Origin of the sequence: Aquabacterium sp. (assembly GCF_016234775.1) — a bacterium.
Classification (GTDB): domain Bacteria; phylum Pseudomonadota; class Gammaproteobacteria; order Burkholderiales; family Burkholderiaceae_C; genus Aquabacterium.
The window spans coordinates 171,152-186,563 of the sequence record NZ_JACRAH010000021.1 but is presented as its reverse complement, the minus strand read 5'-3'; the positions used below and the strand labels follow the sequence as shown (position 1 = coordinate 186,563).

Sequence of the window (15,412 nt, the reverse complement as noted above, 5' to 3'; positions counted from 1 at the left end):
CACAATGAGGAAGCTTCATGAGCCTGTCCATGTACTCGGCCTTCGTCCCTGTGGCCATCCACACCCTCCACAACCTGGCGGCCATCCTGGCCAAGGGTGCGGCGCATTGTGAGGCGCGCAAGATCGATCCGAACGCCTTCTTGACGGCGCGCATCTACCCCGACATGTTCCCCTTGATCCGCCAGGTTCAGATCGCCTCGGACACGGTCAAGGGCGGCGCAGCACGCCTGGCAGGCATCGACATGCCCAAGTACGAGGACAACGAAGCGACGTTTGCCGAACTGCAGGCGCGCATCGACAAGACCGTCGCTTTCCTCAAGACCATCACGCCCGAACAGATCGATGGCAAGGAAGACGCCGACATCGTGCTGAGCTTCCCGTCACGCACTTTCGAGTTCAAGGGCCAGGCCTACCTGACAGGCTGGGTGCTGCCCAATCTGTACTTCCACACCACCACGGCCTACAACCTGTTGCGCCACGGTGGCGTGGAGATCGGCAAAGCCGACTTCCTGGGCGGCGCCTGATGGATCAGTCGCTGGTGGCCGTGGCGGACACGGTCATTGGCAACCATTTGCCGAGCGTCACGGCCAGCATGTGGCGGTCAAAGGGCTTGGTGAGGTAGTCGTCCATGCCTCGCTCCAGGCAGGCTTCGCGGTCGCCCGTCAAAGCGTGTGCGGTGAGGGCCACAACTGGTGTGCGCTCCCGCGCCGTGTCTTCCGATTCGATGGCGCGGATCTGCCGGACTGCTTCGTAGCCATCCATGATGGGCATCTCGCAGTCCATCAGGACCACATCGAACGCCTTCTCCCTGAACATCTGCACGGCGACTTCGCCATTGCGGGCTTGATGACAGGTCACGCCCAGGCTCTCCAGCGTCATCGAGGCGATGAAGGCATTGACCTCATTGTCTTCCACCAGCAGGACATCACCGGTGAGTTTCCAGTCCTGGTCTTGCGGGGGCACCGAATCCCTGAACATCATCTGATCGGCCAGACCGTCGGTGGCGTTTTGTTCCACGGTGCTGTAGGGCACTTCCAAGGTGATTTCAAAAGTGGTGCCCACGCCGATGGCGCTGCGCGTGCTGATCTGCCCCCCCATTTCTTCGATGATCTGCTTGCAGATGGCCAGCCCCAGACCCGTGCCGCCATGGCTGCGGGAGGTGCCTGATTCAACCTGATAGAAGGGCTGGTACAACCGTTCCAGCGCCGCTTCGGGAATGCCCATGCCCGTGTCAGACACATCAATGACCAGTTGGGCATTTTGCTTGTCCAGCAGGTTCACGCTGGCCGAGACAACCACCTCGCCTTGTTGCGTGAACTTCACTGCATTGCTGATCAGGTTGAGCAGCACCTGGCGCAACTTGCCCTCGTCGGCGGTCAGCGTCTTGACCTCAAAGGGCACGCCAGAGACATCGCCGCGAATCTGCAGGCCTTTCTGAAGGGCGGCAGCGCGAAAGGACTCGCAGGCGGTGACGATGGTGTCGCGCAAGTTGAACGTTGTGGGCGTCAGGCGGACCTTGTGCGCATCGAGTTTGGCGAAGTCCAGGATCTCATTGAGGATGTCGAGCAGGTTCTTGGCCGAGTCGCGTGCCGACTTGACGAACAAGCGGTCCCGCTCCGTGAGTTTGTCGACGTTGAGCATGCTCAGGGCACCGATGACGCCGTTCATCGGTGTGCGAATTTCATGGCTCATGTTCGCCAGGAAGGCAGTCTTGGCGCGGTCGGCGGCTTCGGCTTGCTCCTTCATGCGACGCAGGTCTGCCACGCGGTTCTTGCGGCGTGATTGAAGGAACAACTTGCGCTCGCGGGACATCGACAGCCGATGGAGCATGTGGCCCAGTGCGTTGGCCGCGAACAGGTGGATCACCATGCGTTGGTAACCCGGGCCATCAAAGTCAGGCACGGCCGCACCGAAAGCCAGGGCCACCGCCATCATGAAACCGCCCAGCAGCAAGGTGTTGATGGCATTCAGGCGGGCAAAGCCGTAGGTCACCAAAGTGGCGAGCACAAATGCGGAGGTGAGCGTCCAGTAGGCGGAACTGGCAGGCGCATTGATCTGCCCGATGTGCGCGATATAGCCTGTGGTCAACGCGCTGAAGCAAACCAGGCAGGAACTGGTCTTGGCGTAGTGGCGTTTGAAGAATCGTTTGAAGTGTTGAACCAGTTGGCCAAACACCATGAACAAAACGGCCACGCTGAACCGGATCAATTGCGTGTCATCGAGCACGCCTCGGCGACCGGTTAAACCGTCAACCAACCAAAATGCCATGAAGGAGCAGGCCGCCAGCATGGATGAAATATGGAGAAACCGAACGCCATAGGAGCGATATCCCTTCTGGAATTCACGCTCCAGTTTGGGGTTGGTAAAACCTCGGTTACCCAAAATACGCTGTAGCTTTGAAATGGCCGCAAAACTCATCGGTCGCTCCTCAAGCATGCTCGGGAATCATCTGCCGCATTCACTGGCAGGATTCAGTTATGGCGTTCGTGGCGAGTATCTTGTGACTCGACATACCACTGCCAGCGGAGCGACATGCTTGGCAGGGGGCGCCAGATTAGCGCCTGTGCAATCTATGTGCAATACCGCAGCCCTGTCAAGCGGCAGATACCAAACTTGGTTTGATTGATACAGGCGTGCTGGCGGTCCCGGCGAGGAATCAGACCACTTGCACATTCTGACTGAGGTAAGGCTTGCGGATGAGTAACCCCGTGCCCGCTTATCAGCCCAAGGCGTCGTGCAGGGCGATCATCTCCTGCGTGAGCTTGTGGCGCTGATCCAGATGGATCATGGGTTTGGCTTGCTGGTGTGATTCCTTCACCTTGACCGAGGCGCTCAGATAAGGTTGCAGAACGGGCAAACCCTCGTCAATCAATTCCTGAACCAGTTTTTGCGGCAAGGATGCACGCGGTTGAAACTGGTTGACCACGATGCCGGATACCTTCAGGTCTTCATTGTGATCGGCCTGGATTTCCTGCACGTTGTCAAGCAAGGTGTAGAGCGCGCGACGAGAGAAATCATCGCAGTCAAAGGGAATGAGGCAGCCTTGCGCGGCAATCAATGCCGAGCGGGTATAGAAATTCAAGGCAGGCGGTGTGTCGATGTAAATGCGGTCATAGTCATCGGCCAGATCCGCCAGGGCGTCACGCAGCTTGTAGATCTTGTAGCGTGATTCCAGCTTGGCGTGCAACTCGTCCAAGGTGGGATGCGAGGGCATCAGGTGCAGGTTCTCGAACGGGGTTTCAACCGTGTACTCGTCTGCACCCTTCGGGCGTGCACTGAACTTCAAGGTCTGGTCAAAGAATTCGGCGGCGCTGACCTCGGCGTCTTCTTGGGGGGCCCCAAGCAGGTATTGCGTGGAATTGCCTTGAGGGTCCAGATCGATGACCAGGGTGCGCATGCCCTGGCTGGCACTGATGGCCGCGAGGTTGCAGGTGATGGTGGATTTGCCGACGCCACCTTTCTGGTTGAACACGACATAGCGCATGGCTGCTGACCTTCCTTGGACGCGTTGAAATGGGCAACCTTGCGTGTGTCGCCCTGGCGTCTATTGTGCACTGCAACAATGCCGGTTCGCGCAATGGGTCAGCGTTGTTTGCGTACCGGTTTGTAGCCTTCGTCGGGCTGTTTGATTTCCAGCAACACTGGCCTCTGGTGGCTGCCATCCTGATCGAGCAGCAAAGTGCCTTCAAATCGCCTGATCCGTTCGGCGGAACGAGGCAGACGTTCGTCTGTCAGCAGTTGCAGTTCGTGGATGCGGCGAGGGCGCAGGGCCAGGTTGACGTCGTCCGGCAGCATCACACACAGGGCATGCTGCAACTTCAGGATGATGGTCGTGTCGGTGCGGCTCCGCACATAGCCGTCCTCATCATCAAGCGCACCCTTGCGGCGTTTGCGATGGACTTCGCCGGAAACAGTGACCGTATCGCGTTCGTACACGCAGTTGTCGGCCGATTGGGCCTGAGCGGGTGCGGGCGAGACAAGCTCACTGAGCAGCCAGATGAACACGGCCGCCGCCGGTGCAATGAAGGACTTCAAGGCCGGTCTCCTGTGATGTGGGATGTTTAATCATCCGAGTCTAGGAGGGCCAGCGCATGAAGACATTCCCCTGGGGAGGGGATGTGTGGCAGATCAGCGACCGGTTTCGGGCAGCTCGATCTTGACTTCGAGCACTTCGAGGTCACCCTGACGCTCCATGGACACCTTGATGTCATCCGGATTGATCGAGACGTACTTCGAAATGACGGCCACCAGTTCGCGCTGCAGATCGGGCAGGTAGCTGGGGCTGTGGCTGCGACCATTGCGCTCGTGCGCCAGGATCAGTTGCAGCCGCTCCTTGGCCACCGTGGCCGTCTGCTTCTTTTCGCCGAGGAAGAAGGACAGGAATCCCATGGTCTTACTTGCCTCCGAACAGGCGCTTGAAGAAGCCGGGCTTTTCGGCTTCGATGAAGCGCAGTGGTTTGTCCTGGCCCAGGAAACGGTCGATCACGTCGCTGTATGCCTCTGCGACGTCCGAGCCCTTCATGTGGATGGCCGGGATGCCCTGGTTGGAGGCGTTCAGCACGGTCTCCGATTCAGGGATCACGCCGATCAGCTTGACGCGCAGGATCTCGTGCACGTCTTCCAGCGACAGCATCTGACCGCCTTCCACGCGATTGGGGTTGTAGCGTGTGATGAGCAGGTGTTCCTTGATGGGCTCGGCGCCGTCTTGTGCACGCTTGGTCTTGCTGTTGAGCATGCCCAGGATGCGGTCGGAGTCGCGCACCGAGGAGACTTCGGGGTTGGTCACCACGATGGCCTCGTCGGCAAAGTGCATGGCCATCAGCGCGCCCGTTTCGATGCCGGCCGGTGAGTCACACACGATGTACTCGAAGCCCATCTCGCCCAGGTCTTTCAGCACCTTCTCGACGCCGTCTTGCGTCAGGGCTTCCTTGTCGCGCGTTTGCGAGGCCGCCAGCACGTAAAGGTTCTCGCACTGCTTGTCCTTGATGAGGGCCTGGTTCAGGTTGGCCTCGCCGTGGATCACGTTGATCAGGTCATACACCACGCGGCGTTCGCAGCCCATGATGAGGTCGAGGTTGCGCAGACCGACGTCGAAGTCGATCACGGCTGTCTTGTGGCCGCGCAGGGCCAGGCCGGAAGCAAAGCTGGCGCTGGTGGTCGTCTTGCCAACGCCCCCTTTGCCGGAGGTCACCACGATGATCTTGGCCATGGATGGCTGTCCTTTCAGGTAAGTCTGGTTGAGGCCGGAGCCTCAGATTTGAATCGGGTCGAAAACCAGGCGCTCGCCTTCCAGACGGATCTGGGCAGGCTTGCCTTTGATGTTGGCGGGTAGCGGGTTTTCTGTGGTGCGGTAGGTGCCGGCAATGGACAGCAACTCGGGCTCCATGCAGGTCGAAAAGATGCGGGCCTGGGTGTTGCCTTTGGCGCCGGCAATCGCCTTGCCGCGCAACGGGGCGTACACATGGATGTTGCCGTCGGCGATGACTTCAGCGCCGTGGTTCACGATGGCCATGATGACCAGATCGCCACCCTTGGCGTAGATCTGTTGACCGGAGCGCAGGGGCTTGTCGATGACCATGGTGGGTACCGAGGTGGGCACCTCCACGCGCACCTCGACCGGCACTTCGCGCACGACTTCCTTGATGACTTCCTGCACCACGGTTTCGACGCGGGCAGAGGCGGCGTGGCCATCAGGCGCTTCGCTCAGGCCGGCTTCCAGCGCCGCGGCAGTTTGCTTGACGGTGCCGCCACGCACGGCCACGGGCTTGAGCTTGAAGCGGGTGAGCAGTTGGAGCAGCGCGTCGAAGTTGACGGTGGCGTCCAAGCTGGCCAGGTGGGTGAGATCGATCACCACCGGGTCGTTGCTGAAAAAATCGGGCGTGTCGCCAAAGCGTTCCGCCATGGCCTGACCCAGGGCCTGGATGTTCCCGGTCTTGAGCAGGAAGGCTTCCAGAGAGAGCGAGGCGCTCTTGAGGTCGAACAGGGCGGAGGCGTTCGCGGGTGATGCGGCGGACATGGACGACAGGCGCTGAAAAACCCAGAGTTTAAGGCAAGGTGGGGCCCGATCCGGCCGCGCTCGGCACGATTGGATCGGGCCTTACCCCGATGGCGGGCGATACTGGCGCCATGGATCGCTTGTTGTCGTCTCAACAGATGGGCCTGGCCGTGGCGCTGGGTGCGGGTTTGCTCATCGGCCTGGAGCGCGAACGGCGCAAGGGGCAGGGTGATGACCGCGAGGCCGCCGGGCTGCGCACCTTCATGGTGGCGGCGATGGCGGGCGCGGTCGCGCAGATGCTGGCTCTGGCGCTGGCCGTTGTGGCACTGGCCGGCGTCGCGGGGTTGGCGGGCTTGTCCTACTGGCGCAGTCGCTCCCGCGACCCCGGGCTGACGACCGAACTGGCTTTGGTGGCTACCGCCTTGATTGGCATGCTGGCCGTGGCGCAGCCTGCGCTGGCCGCCGGTTGCGCCGTGTTGCTGGCCGCCGTGCTGGCCGCACGTGAACGCTTGCACCATTTTGCGACTGACTGGTTGACCGAACGCGAACTGCATGATGGTTTGCTGCTGTCGGCCCTGGCGCTGGTGCTGTTGCCCTTGCTGCCTGCCGCACCGGTGGCCTGGCTGGGGCAGTTGTCAGCGCAACGCGTGCTGATGCTGGTGATCATGATCCTGTTGATGCAGGCTGCAGGCCATGTGGGACAGCGCTTGCTGGGTGCCCGCGCGGGCCTGGCCTTGTCGGGCCTGTTGGGCGGTTTTGTGTCCAGCACAGCCACCATCGGTGCCATGGGCAGCCTGCTGCGCAGTGGTCAAGCGCCCCTGCGGCTGGCGCTGTGCGCCAGCGTGCTCTCGATGGCTGCAACCTGGTTGCAGATGCTGTTGATGGCCACACTGGTGTCGGTCGATGCCGCTCGCCAGGTCTGGTCACTGGTTTGCATCGGGATGGCTGTGCCTGTGATGCTGGGCACCTTGTTGTGGCGTCGCGCTGGCGCTCGGGAGCCTGTGGGAGATGGGGCCGCCGCTGCCAAGCAGGGTGTCTTGCGTCTGCGCGAAGCTGTGAGCGTCACGATGCTGCTGGTTGGTGGTGCGGTACTGGTCAGCCTGGCGCAGCAGCAAGGCGTCGGTGGCCTGCTCATGGGGACCGCTGTGGCCGCGCTCGCCGATGCCCACGCCCCGATGGCCAGCCTGATGTCGCTATTCGGTGCAGGGCGCTTGAGCCTGTCGCATCTGCAGTGGGGGTTGATGGTGGCCCTGGTCGCCAATGCGCTGACCCGAACCGGGGTGGCGCTGACCTCCGGTGGTCAGCGCTTTGGTTTTGGGGTGGGCCTGGCTCTGACACTCAATTTACTGTGCGCAGGTGCATGGGTCGTCTGGCTCGCTCGCTGAACGAGCTTCAGGCTCGTGCATTGAGCTTGAACGTTCCCACCGCACGGGCCAGGTAGTCGGCCTGGTTGCGCAGGCTTTCTGCGGCGGCAGCCGTCTGTTCCACCAGGGCGGCATTGCTTTGTGTGCCTTGGTCCATCTGGCTCACGGCATCGGTCACTTGCGCGATGCCTGCTGTCTGCTCACGGCTGGCACTGCTGATCTCGCCGATCACATCCGTGACTTTCGCGATGGCGTCCACGATGCTCTTCATGGTGCTGCCAGCCTGGCCGGCTTGCTCGGCACCCATGGTCACGCGTTCCACGCTGGAGGTGATCAGGCTTTTGATTTCCTTGGCGGCTTCGGCACTGCGTTGGGCCAGGTTGCGCACCTCTCCGGCCACCACGGCAAAGCCTCGGCCTTGCTCGCCTGCGCGGGCGGCTTCCACTGCGGCATTGAGGGCCAGGATATTGGTCTGGAAGGCAATGCCATCGATCACGCTGATGATTTCGGCGATCTTCTGGGATGAGCGGTGAATGTCCTGCATGGTGGAGACGAGTTGTGTCACGACCTCGCCGCCATGGCCAGCCACGGCACTGGCACCTTGAGCCAACTGGCTGGCTTGTGCCGCGTTGTCCGCGTTATGTCCCACCGTACTTGACAGTTGCTCCAGGGCAGAGGCTGAACGCTCCAGGGCGGCGGCCTGATCCTGCGTGCGGTTGGACAGGTCTGTGCTGCCTGCCGATACCTCGGCCGAGGCGTTGGCCACGCTGTCGGCGTTGTCGCGTACATTGGCCACGGTCAGTCGCAGTTGTACAACCATGGCGGCCAAGGACGCCACCACGCTTTCCTCGTCGCCTGGTTTGACGCGCACCTGCAAGGCCAGGTCGCCATCCATCACGCGGCGCAGCAACTTGCGCACAGTGTTTGGCTCAGCCCCCAGCGTCTGCATCAGATAGCGTGTCACGAGCAATGCGGCTGCAAGCAGTAATCCGGCGCCAGTCAGCGTGGTGGCCGCCACCGTCCACAAAGTGGTGCTGCGTGTGCTGTGGGCGGCGTCCTTGGTGGCGTGGGCCATCGCTTCAATGCTTTCGATCGCTCCATGCTGTTCTACCGCCAGTTGATCGAACAGTACGACGAATTCTGGCAGTCTGGACAAGGCCGCATTCTGATCGTTTGCGGCCAGGGTGGTCAGCTCCTGCCCTGTGCGCGCGTACTGCTCTACCTTTGGCGCCAGGGCATCCGCCTTGGACTTGAGTTCCGGCGCTAGTGGGAGCGCCTGTAATTCGCGGATGCGGGCGACGAAACCTTCGCCATGCTCCCTGGCATCCTTCTGCGCCTGGGCGAGTCCCTGGCTGTTGCCTTGCGTTGCGTACAGCAGGGCCTGGAACACATCGCCGCGCAAGGCGTCGTGCATCATGTCACCCATGCTGGCGGCCTGCGTGGCCTGTGTGGCGATCACGGATTCGTCCATGCGCTCGCCCAGGGTGTGTACGCCGAGCCAGCCCGCTGTGCCGACGGCCGCTGAAAACACCATGCCGAGCACGCCCAGGCCCAGCAATACTTGCTTCATCCTCATGAGAACTTGACTCCAGTGGTTGTTCAGGCCGGGCGGTACTGCCAATGTGGGCGCCCCGGTCCTGGACCGGGATATCGGCAAGCGTGCACAGGCCTGAAGCTATTTGTGCTGGATCAAGTTATTTGTGGGCGTCAGCGGACCTTTTTCCGAGTTCCGGCAGCACTTCTCGCTTTGGGCGCAGCCGGACCGTTGCGGCTGCCGTTGTCACGTGGCGGCAAACCGGTGTGCTGCGTCAGGATCTGACCCTTGCGGGGCTGAACCTTGGGCAATTGCCTGGGGTCGGGGGCTTCTTTCAGCTGGTGGCTGGCGCGCCCGATGGCGGTCATCGACGTCTTGCCACCCGCGGCGCCCGTCGAATTCTTGCGGCGCGCGCTCTGGTAGCTGCCATCCGTCTGCGGCTGGTAGAAGGGGATCAGGTGGTGCTTGCCGTTGCCGATCAGGTCGGCGCGGCCCATGTCCTTGAGGGCCTCGCGCAGCAGGGGCCAGTTGTTGGGGTCGTGGTAGCGCAGGAAGGCCTTGTGCAGGCGGCGGCGCTTCTCGCCCTTGACCACGTCCACACGCTCGCTGCGGGTTTCATCACGGCTGATGCCCTTGAGCGGGTTGCGGCCCGAGTGGTACATGGCCGTGGCTGTGGCCATGGGGCTGGGGTAGAAGGTCTGGACCTGGTCGGCTCGGAAGCCATTGCGCTTGAGCCACAAGGCGAGGTTCATCATGTCCTCGTCGCTGGTGCCGGGGTGGGCCGCGATGAAGTAGGGGATGAGGAACTGCTTCTTGCCGGCTTCTTCGCTGAACTTGTCAAACAGCTGCTTGAACTTGTCATACGTGCCGATGCCCGGCTTCATCATCTTGGACAACGGCCCGCCTTCGGTGTGCTCCGGCGCGATCTTCAGGTAGCCGCCCACGTGGTGGGTGACCAGCTCCTTGATGTACTCGGGCGACTTCACCGCCAGGTCATAGCGCAAGCCAGAGCCAATCAGGATCTTCTTGACGCCAAGCAGTGCACGTGCCCGGCGGTAGATCTTGATCAGCGGGCCATGGTCGGTGTTGAGGTTGCTGCAGATGCCGGGGTAGACACAGCTGGGCTTGCGGCAGGCGGCCTCGATCTCGGGCGACTTGCAGCCGATGCGGTACATGTTGGCCGTGGGGCCGCCCAGGTCGGAGACGACGCCGGTGAAGCCCTTGACCTTGTCGCGGATCTCTTCGATCTCATGGATGATCGAGTCTTCGCTGCGGCTCTGGATGATGCGGCCTTCGTGCTCGGTGATCGAGCAGAAGGTGCAGCCGCCGAAGCAGCCGCGCATGATGTTCACGCTGAAGCGGATCATCTCCCAGGCAGGGATCTTGGTGGGGCCATCGTGGCCGCCGGTTTCATCGGCATAGGCCGGATGCGGGCTACGGGCATACGGCAGATCGAACACGTGGTCCATCTCGGCCATGGTCAAAGGGATGGGTGGTGGGTTGATCCACACATCGCGGTTGGCGTGAGCCTGCACCAGCGCGCGGGCATTGCCCGGGTTGGTTTCCAGGTGCAGCACGCGGTTGGCGTGGGCATACAGCACCGGGTCGCTCTTGACCTGCTCGTAGGAGGGCAGGCGGATCACGGTGCGCTCGCGCGGCGGCATCACGATGCGACCAGCGCGTTCAGGCAGGGCCGCGTTGGCCTTGATGGCCGCTGACTTGGCTGCCAGCGTGGGGTTGACCACGAGCTTGATGGGCTTGGCGCCGCCGGACAGGTCCATCTGGCCGCCTGCTGATGCCGCATCCACCTGAGCCGTGCCTTTGCCCTGGCCCTCGCCTTGGCCCTTCAGCGGGTCGAACGCGCCTTCTTCTTCGCGTGCGCAGGTCTCGCCATGGGCCTCGGCCTGCTGGGCCATGGTCATGTAGGGGTTGATGTGCTGGTCGATGCGGCCGGGCATGTCGACTTCGCTCGAATCCAGCTCGAACCAGCCGAGCGCCGTCGGGTCATTCGTGCGGCGCAGGAAGGCGGTGCCACGCACATCGGTGATCTGCTCGATGGGCTCGCGGGCGGCCAGGCGGTGGGCCACTTCCACAATGGCGCGTTCGGCATTGCCGTACAGCAGCAGATCGGCCTTGGCGTCAGCCAGGATGGAGCGGCGGACCTTGTCCTGCCAGTAGTCGTAGTGCGCGATGCGGCGCAGCGAAGCCTCGATGCCCCCCATGACGATGGGCACATCCGGGTAGGCTTCCTTGCAGCGCTGGGCATAGACCAGCGAGGCACGGTCCGGGCGCTTGCCGGCTTCGCCGCCAGGCGTGTAGGCATCGTCACTGCGGATCTTGCGATCAGCCGTGTAGCGGTTGATCATCGAGTCCATGTTGCCGGCCGCCACACCGTAGAACAGATTGGGCTTGCCCAGTGCCTTGAACGGGTCGGCGCTTTGCCAGTCTGGTTGCGCGATGATGCCCACACGGAAGCCCTGGGCTTCCAGCACGCGGCCGATCACGGCCATGCCGAAGCTGGGGTGGTCCACATAGGCGTCGCCCGTGACGATGATGATGTCGCAACTGTCCCAGCCGAGCTCGGTCATTTCCTCGCGGCTCATGGGCAGGAACTTGGCCGTGCCGAAGCGCTTGGCCCAGAAGGGCCGGTAAGCGGTCAGGGCCTTGGGGGCCTTCGGTGCGGCAGGCTGCGTGGTTTTGGCGACGGGGGACGCGGTGGTCTGGGCGGACATGAGCTTCGGAGCCTGAGGGGCGCCAGGCAAGTCGGATACGGACAACCCTCTATTGTCGCCTGACTGGCCGAATCAGAGGCCTCATTTTAATCAGGGGCTTTTGCCTCGGTATCCTGGCAAAGTTTGGGCGCTTCGGTGTCCACGCTGGACTTGCACAAGCGGCGTTGTGCTCCGGGCCGTTCACGTGCATTTTTACTTGCTCCAGCGCGTCATGCGGCCGTACTCGCGAAAGCCCAGCCTGCGGTAGGTGGGCTCGCCCATGTGCGTGGCCTGCAGCGCCACGCCCCTTGCGCCGCGTTCCAGCGCCAGGTTGGTGACGGCTGCAGTACACGCTGCGGCCAGGCCGTGCCCGCGTGCATCGGGCACGGTGCCCACCCAATAGATGCCGGCGACATCACCTGTGTGCAGCACCATGGCGGCAGCACCCACCAGGCCATCCTGGCGGCGAGCCAGCGCGATGGAGACATCCGGTGCCAGCAGGCCTGCGGTATCCACGAAGAAGCTGGGCGTGAACACCTCGGGCAGGCCCAGCGTGGCATAGGCTTTGGCGCACACGTCCACGAAGGCGGGCAGCTCGTCTGCACGGGCAAGCAGGTCGATGCGCCAGTCAGCAGCAATGGGCGGCATGGCGACGGGGGCTTCGGCCAGCATGGAGGGCAGGTCGGCTTGCGCCGTGTAGCCCTCGGCGTCCAGGTAGGCGTCCAGGTCCAGATCCTGGCGGCTCATGGTGATCGCCGCGTACGGATTGGCTTGCCCGCCAAAAAAGGCCTGTGCCTGCTTGAGCACCAGCTCAGGTGGCACGGCCTGATCCACCCTGATCACGCAATTCTGATGTGGCAGAGGCAAGGGCAGCGTGCCCTGATGCAGCAGCACGCCATTGAGTTCAAGCAGCCGACCGGCGGGTTGCCAGCGGGCATGGATGCGCACGGCGTGCGCGAGGTTCTGGTCGGCCAGGTCTTCAAGCAAAGCGCTGGTCATGTGGGGGCTCCTGCGTGTTGTTCTTGGTGCGCAAATCCTAGCGCGCCCATGCCACCCCACCTTTCACTTTGTTTCAGCGCCCTGATTCCAGGGCCGCAGCGGCCAGCACGTCCTTCAACAGCCGGGCCTTGACCTTCTTGCCCTTGACCTTGACCGCGTTGAGTTGCGCCACGGCCTTGCCGGCAATGCCCCGCTCCACCGCCACATAGGTGTGGAAATCCGTGACGTTGATCTTGCCGATCTGGCTGCCCTGCAAGCCGGCTTCGCCCGTGAGCGCACCCAGCACGTCGCCCGGCCGGATTTTTTCCTTCTTGCCACCCAGGATCTGGATGGTGACCATGGGCGGCTGCAGCGGGTCCTTACTGACAGGCGTCAGTTCAGACAGCTTCTGCCACTTCGACTCACGGCCTTGCAGCAGTTCGATGTTGCCCACGCGGCCCATCTCGTCCATGCTGGCCAGATTCAGGGCCAGGCCCTCGGCGTCACCACGGCCGGTGCGGCCGATGCGGTGGATGTGCACTTCAGGGTCCGGTGTCACGTCCACATTGATCACGGCTTCCAGTTGGGCGATGTCCAGGCCACGGGCGGCCACGTCGGTGGCCACCAGCACGGAGGCGCTGCGGTTGGCAAACTGGATCAGCACCTGGTCGCGGTCTCGTTGCTCCAGGTCGCCGTGCAAGGCGATGGCCTCGATGCCATGGGCGGTGAGTACGTCCACCAGGTCGCGGCATTGTTGCTTGGTGTTGCAAAAAGCGATGGTGCTGGCGGGGCGATAGTGCAACAGCAGGCTGGAGACGGCATCCAGGCGGGTGCTGCCTTCTACCTCGATCCACAACTGGCGGATCTTGCTGGCGTCATGTGTGCTTTCGACCTTGACCTCCTTGGGCGAGCGCAGGAACTGGGCGCTCAACTTCGCGATGCCTTCTGGATACGTGGCCGAGAACAGCAGCGTCTGGCGTTTTTTGGGGCATTGGCGTGTCACGGCGACGATGTCGTCGTGGAAGCCCATGTCCAGCATGCGGTCTGCTTCGTCCAGCACCAGGGTCTGCAGGCCGGACAGGTCCAGCGTGCCACGCTCCAGATGGTCCATCAGGCGCCCGGGTGTGCCTACGACGATGTGCGCGCCGTGAGCCAGGCTTTCAATCTGCGGGCGCATGGTGGCACCGCCGCACAGCGTCAGCACCTTGGTGTTGGGTTCGAAGCGGGCCAGGCGGCGGATTTCCTGGGCGACCTGGTCGGCCAGTTCACGCGTGGGGCACATCACCAAGCCTTGTACGGCCATGCTGGCGCCGTTGAGGCGGTGCAGCATGGGCAGTGCAAAGGCCGCCGTCTTGCCGCTGCCGGTCTTGGCCTGGGCAATGAGGTCGTCCCCGGCAAGGGTCAGTGGCAGGCTGGCCGCCTGAATGGGCGTCATCGCCAGATATCCCAGGGCTTGCAGGTTATCCTGCATGGCGGGATTCAGCGGCAGCGTGCTGAAGGACTGGGCTGATGGGATGCTGGTAGGGGAAGGGGTGCTCATGGCGCCATTATCCCCAGTGTGGCCATTTGTCAAGGACCGTTGAATTTGTGTGGGCAGCCCCCATCTACCCAACAGGCGCGCACAATGCGCGTGTTAGCAACGACCCCTTGATGGGGTAAGGATAGAAAATTCCATGAACTGGAAGAATGGTTTGACGGCCTTGGCCGTGGTGATGGCGGGTGTGGGCATGGTGTCTGCGCCCATGGATGCAGAGGCCAAGCGCCTGGGCGGTGGGCGTGCCAGCGGCATGCAGCGCCAGATGCCGGCCAAGCAGCCTAATGCTTCGCCTGATGCCACACCGAATCAGGCCGCCAAGCCTGGTCAGCAGGCCAATGCGGCAGCCCCTGCTCAGGCAGCGGCGCCTGCCGCTCAGCCGGGCAAGCGTTCCTGGATGGGGCCTATTGCCGGTATCGCCGCTGGCCTGGGCATCGCTGCGCTGATGAGCCATCTGGGCATGGGTGAGGCGTTCGGCAACTTCCTGACCATGGCTTTGGTGGCACTGGTGGCCGTTTTTGTGGTCGGCTGGTTGATTCGTCGATTCAAGGGCGCAACGCCTGCGGCCGGGCCTCAGTTGGCTGGCGCGGGCGCCCCTTACCAGGCGCAAAGCGCACCCCAGTCTGCTTCGCCGATGTACCGTGAAGCGGTGGCGCAGCCTGCTGCTGCCTCACTGGCTTCGGGTGGTGGTGCCGCGCCGACTACAGAGATGCCTGCCGGCTTTGATGCCGCTGGTTTCACCCGCATCGCCAAGATGATCTTTATCCGCATGCAGGCGGCCAACGACTCTGGCAACGTCGATGATCTGCGCAAGTTCACCACGCCCGAGTTGTTTGCCTCCTTGCGCCTGGACATCCAGGAGCGCGGTCAGTCTGCCAATCAGACCGATGTCATGCAGCTCGATGCGGAGCTGGTGGACACAGCCAAGGAAGGCACTCAGTGGGTGGCCACGGTGCGCTTCCATGGCCTGATCCGCGAAGAAGTCAACGCTGGTGCCGAGCCTTTCAACGAATTGTGGCACCTGGTGCGCCCCGTTGATGAGAGCCAGGAATGGGCGATTGCCGGCATCACGCCGCTCTCAGCCTGATGGCCTTTGGCTGATCCGCGCAAACCGTGACGCAGTTCACGGTCTCGGAACGCAAAGATGAAGATGGCGCCTTGTGCGCCATCTTTTGTTTGGATCCGTTACCCTCAATGACAGTGCAACAGGTGCCGATAAGGTAATCATTTATTGCCTCGCACTCTGCGTGGGTCTGCTGCCGGCTTGTCTACAACGGCGGTAACTCCCGGGGGTGC

General features: G+C 62.7%; 13 protein-coding genes. 3 read left to right on the top strand and 10 right to left on the bottom strand.

The features are described from left to right. Positions 1-17: 17 nt before the first annotated feature. The gene (locus HY836_RS06965; protein WP_290674889.1) at positions 18-524 is read left to right on the top strand and encodes a DUF1993 family protein; all 507 of its coding nucleotides are present in this window, start codon (positions 18-20) and stop codon (positions 522-524) included. A 4-nt stretch (positions 525-528) separates the two neighbouring features. Here HY836_RS06965 and HY836_RS06960 read toward each other — a convergent pair whose 3' ends face one another. The 6 genes from HY836_RS06960 to minC form a co-directional block, all read right to left on the bottom strand. Then, positions 529-2,268, bottom strand: coding sequence for an ATP-binding protein (locus tag HY836_RS06960; protein WP_290674887.1), 1,740 nt, complete (start codon positions 2,266-2,268; stop codon positions 529-531). Between the two features lie 451 nt (positions 2,269-2,719). Beyond that, complete coding sequence (locus HY836_RS06955; RefSeq protein ID WP_290674885.1) at positions 2,720-3,484, bottom strand: ParA family protein; 765 nt, start codon at positions 3,482-3,484, stop codon at positions 2,720-2,722. Between the two features lie 98 nt (positions 3,485-3,582). Then, positions 3,583-4,035: a hypothetical protein gene (locus HY836_RS06950; RefSeq protein WP_290674883.1), complete on the bottom strand. Its 453-nt coding sequence runs from the start codon at positions 4,033-4,035 to the stop codon at positions 3,583-3,585. Between the two features lie 93 nt (positions 4,036-4,128). Next, positions 4,129-4,389 carry a cell division topological specificity factor MinE gene (gene minE / locus HY836_RS06945; protein ID WP_290674881.1) on the bottom strand — a complete coding sequence of 87 codons (261 nt, stop codon included), beginning with the start codon at positions 4,387-4,389 and terminating at the stop codon, positions 4,129-4,131. 4 nt (positions 4,390-4,393) lie between these two features. Then, positions 4,394-5,209 carry a septum site-determining protein MinD gene (gene minD, locus HY836_RS06940; RefSeq protein ID WP_290646216.1) on the bottom strand — a complete coding sequence of 272 codons (816 nt, stop codon included), beginning with the start codon at positions 5,207-5,209 and terminating at the stop codon, positions 4,394-4,396. Positions 5,210-5,251: 42 nt separating this feature from the next. Then, positions 5,252-6,016, bottom strand: a complete 765-nt coding sequence (gene minC / locus HY836_RS06935) for a septum site-determining protein MinC (RefSeq protein ID WP_290674879.1) — start codon at positions 6,014-6,016, stop codon at positions 5,252-5,254. 110 nt (positions 6,017-6,126) lie between these two features. Here minC and HY836_RS06930 point away from each other — a divergent pair, with 110 nt between their 5' ends. After that, positions 6,127-7,380: an MgtC/SapB family protein gene (locus tag HY836_RS06930; protein ID WP_290674877.1), complete on the top strand. Its 1,254-nt coding sequence runs from the start codon at positions 6,127-6,129 to the stop codon at positions 7,378-7,380. Between the two features lie 7 nt (positions 7,381-7,387). On the opposite strand, the gene HY836_RS06925 is transcribed toward HY836_RS06930, so the two are convergent. From HY836_RS06925 to dbpA, 4 genes are all read right to left on the bottom strand, one after another. After that, complete coding sequence (locus HY836_RS06925; RefSeq protein WP_290674875.1) at positions 7,388-8,935, bottom strand: methyl-accepting chemotaxis protein; 1,548 nt, start codon at positions 8,933-8,935, stop codon at positions 7,388-7,390. A 131-nt stretch (positions 8,936-9,066) separates the two neighbouring features. Beyond that, positions 9,067-11,625: a YgiQ family radical SAM protein gene (locus HY836_RS06920; protein ID WP_290674873.1), complete on the bottom strand. Its 2,559-nt coding sequence runs from the start codon at positions 11,623-11,625 to the stop codon at positions 9,067-9,069. A 192-nt stretch (positions 11,626-11,817) separates the two neighbouring features. Next, positions 11,818-12,603 (bottom strand): GNAT family N-acetyltransferase, encoded by a 786-nt coding sequence (locus HY836_RS06915; RefSeq protein ID WP_290674871.1) that lies wholly within the window; start codon positions 12,601-12,603, stop codon positions 11,818-11,820. Positions 12,604-12,676: 73 nt separating this feature from the next. Then, positions 12,677-14,122: an ATP-dependent RNA helicase DbpA gene (gene dbpA / locus HY836_RS06910; RefSeq protein ID WP_290674869.1), complete on the bottom strand. Its 1,446-nt coding sequence runs from the start codon at positions 14,120-14,122 to the stop codon at positions 12,677-12,679. 133 nt (positions 14,123-14,255) lie between these two features. On the opposite strand from dbpA, the gene HY836_RS06905 reads away from it, so the two are divergent. Beyond that, complete coding sequence (locus HY836_RS06905; RefSeq protein WP_290674867.1) at positions 14,256-15,203, top strand: TIM44-like domain-containing protein; 948 nt, start codon at positions 14,256-14,258, stop codon at positions 15,201-15,203. Positions 15,204-15,412: the final 209 nt, after the last annotated feature.

Bases quoted from the DNA above. Each gene is read 5' to 3' on its own strand.
- HY836_RS06965 (WP_290674889.1), top strand. From the start codon at position 18: ATGAGCCTGTCCATGTACTCGGCCTTCGTCCCTGTGGCCATCCACACC.
- HY836_RS06960 (WP_290674887.1), bottom strand. From the start codon at position 2,268: ATGGCATTTTGGTTGGTTGACGGTTTAACCGGTCGCCGAGGCGTGCTC.
- HY836_RS06955 (WP_290674885.1), bottom strand. From the start codon at position 3,484: ATGCGCTATGTCGTGTTCAACCAGAAAGGTGGCGTCGGCAAATCCACC.
- minE (WP_290674881.1), bottom strand. From the start codon at position 4,389: ATGGGATTCCTGTCCTTCTTCCTCGGCGAAAAGAAGCAGACGGCCACG.
- minD (WP_290646216.1), bottom strand. From the start codon at position 5,209: ATGGCCAAGATCATCGTGGTGACCTCCGGCAAAGGGGGCGTTGGCAAG.
- minC (WP_290674879.1), bottom strand. From the start codon at position 6,016: ATGTCCGCCGCATCACCCGCGAACGCCTCCGCCCTGTTCGACCTCAAG.
- HY836_RS06930 (WP_290674877.1), top strand. From the start codon at position 6,127: ATGGATCGCTTGTTGTCGTCTCAACAGATGGGCCTGGCCGTGGCGCTG.
- HY836_RS06925 (WP_290674875.1), bottom strand. From the start codon at position 8,935: ATGAGGATGAAGCAAGTATTGCTGGGCCTGGGCGTGCTCGGCATGGTG.
- HY836_RS06920 (WP_290674873.1), bottom strand. From the start codon at position 11,625: ATGTCCGCCCAGACCACCGCGTCCCCCGTCGCCAAAACCACGCAGCCT.
- HY836_RS06915 (WP_290674871.1), bottom strand. From the start codon at position 12,603: ATGACCAGCGCTTTGCTTGAAGACCTGGCCGACCAGAACCTCGCGCAC.
- dbpA (WP_290674869.1), bottom strand. From the start codon at position 14,122: ATGAGCACCCCTTCCCCTACCAGCATCCCATCAGCCCAGTCCTTCAGC.
- HY836_RS06905 (WP_290674867.1), top strand. From the start codon at position 14,256: ATGAACTGGAAGAATGGTTTGACGGCCTTGGCCGTGGTGATGGCGGGT.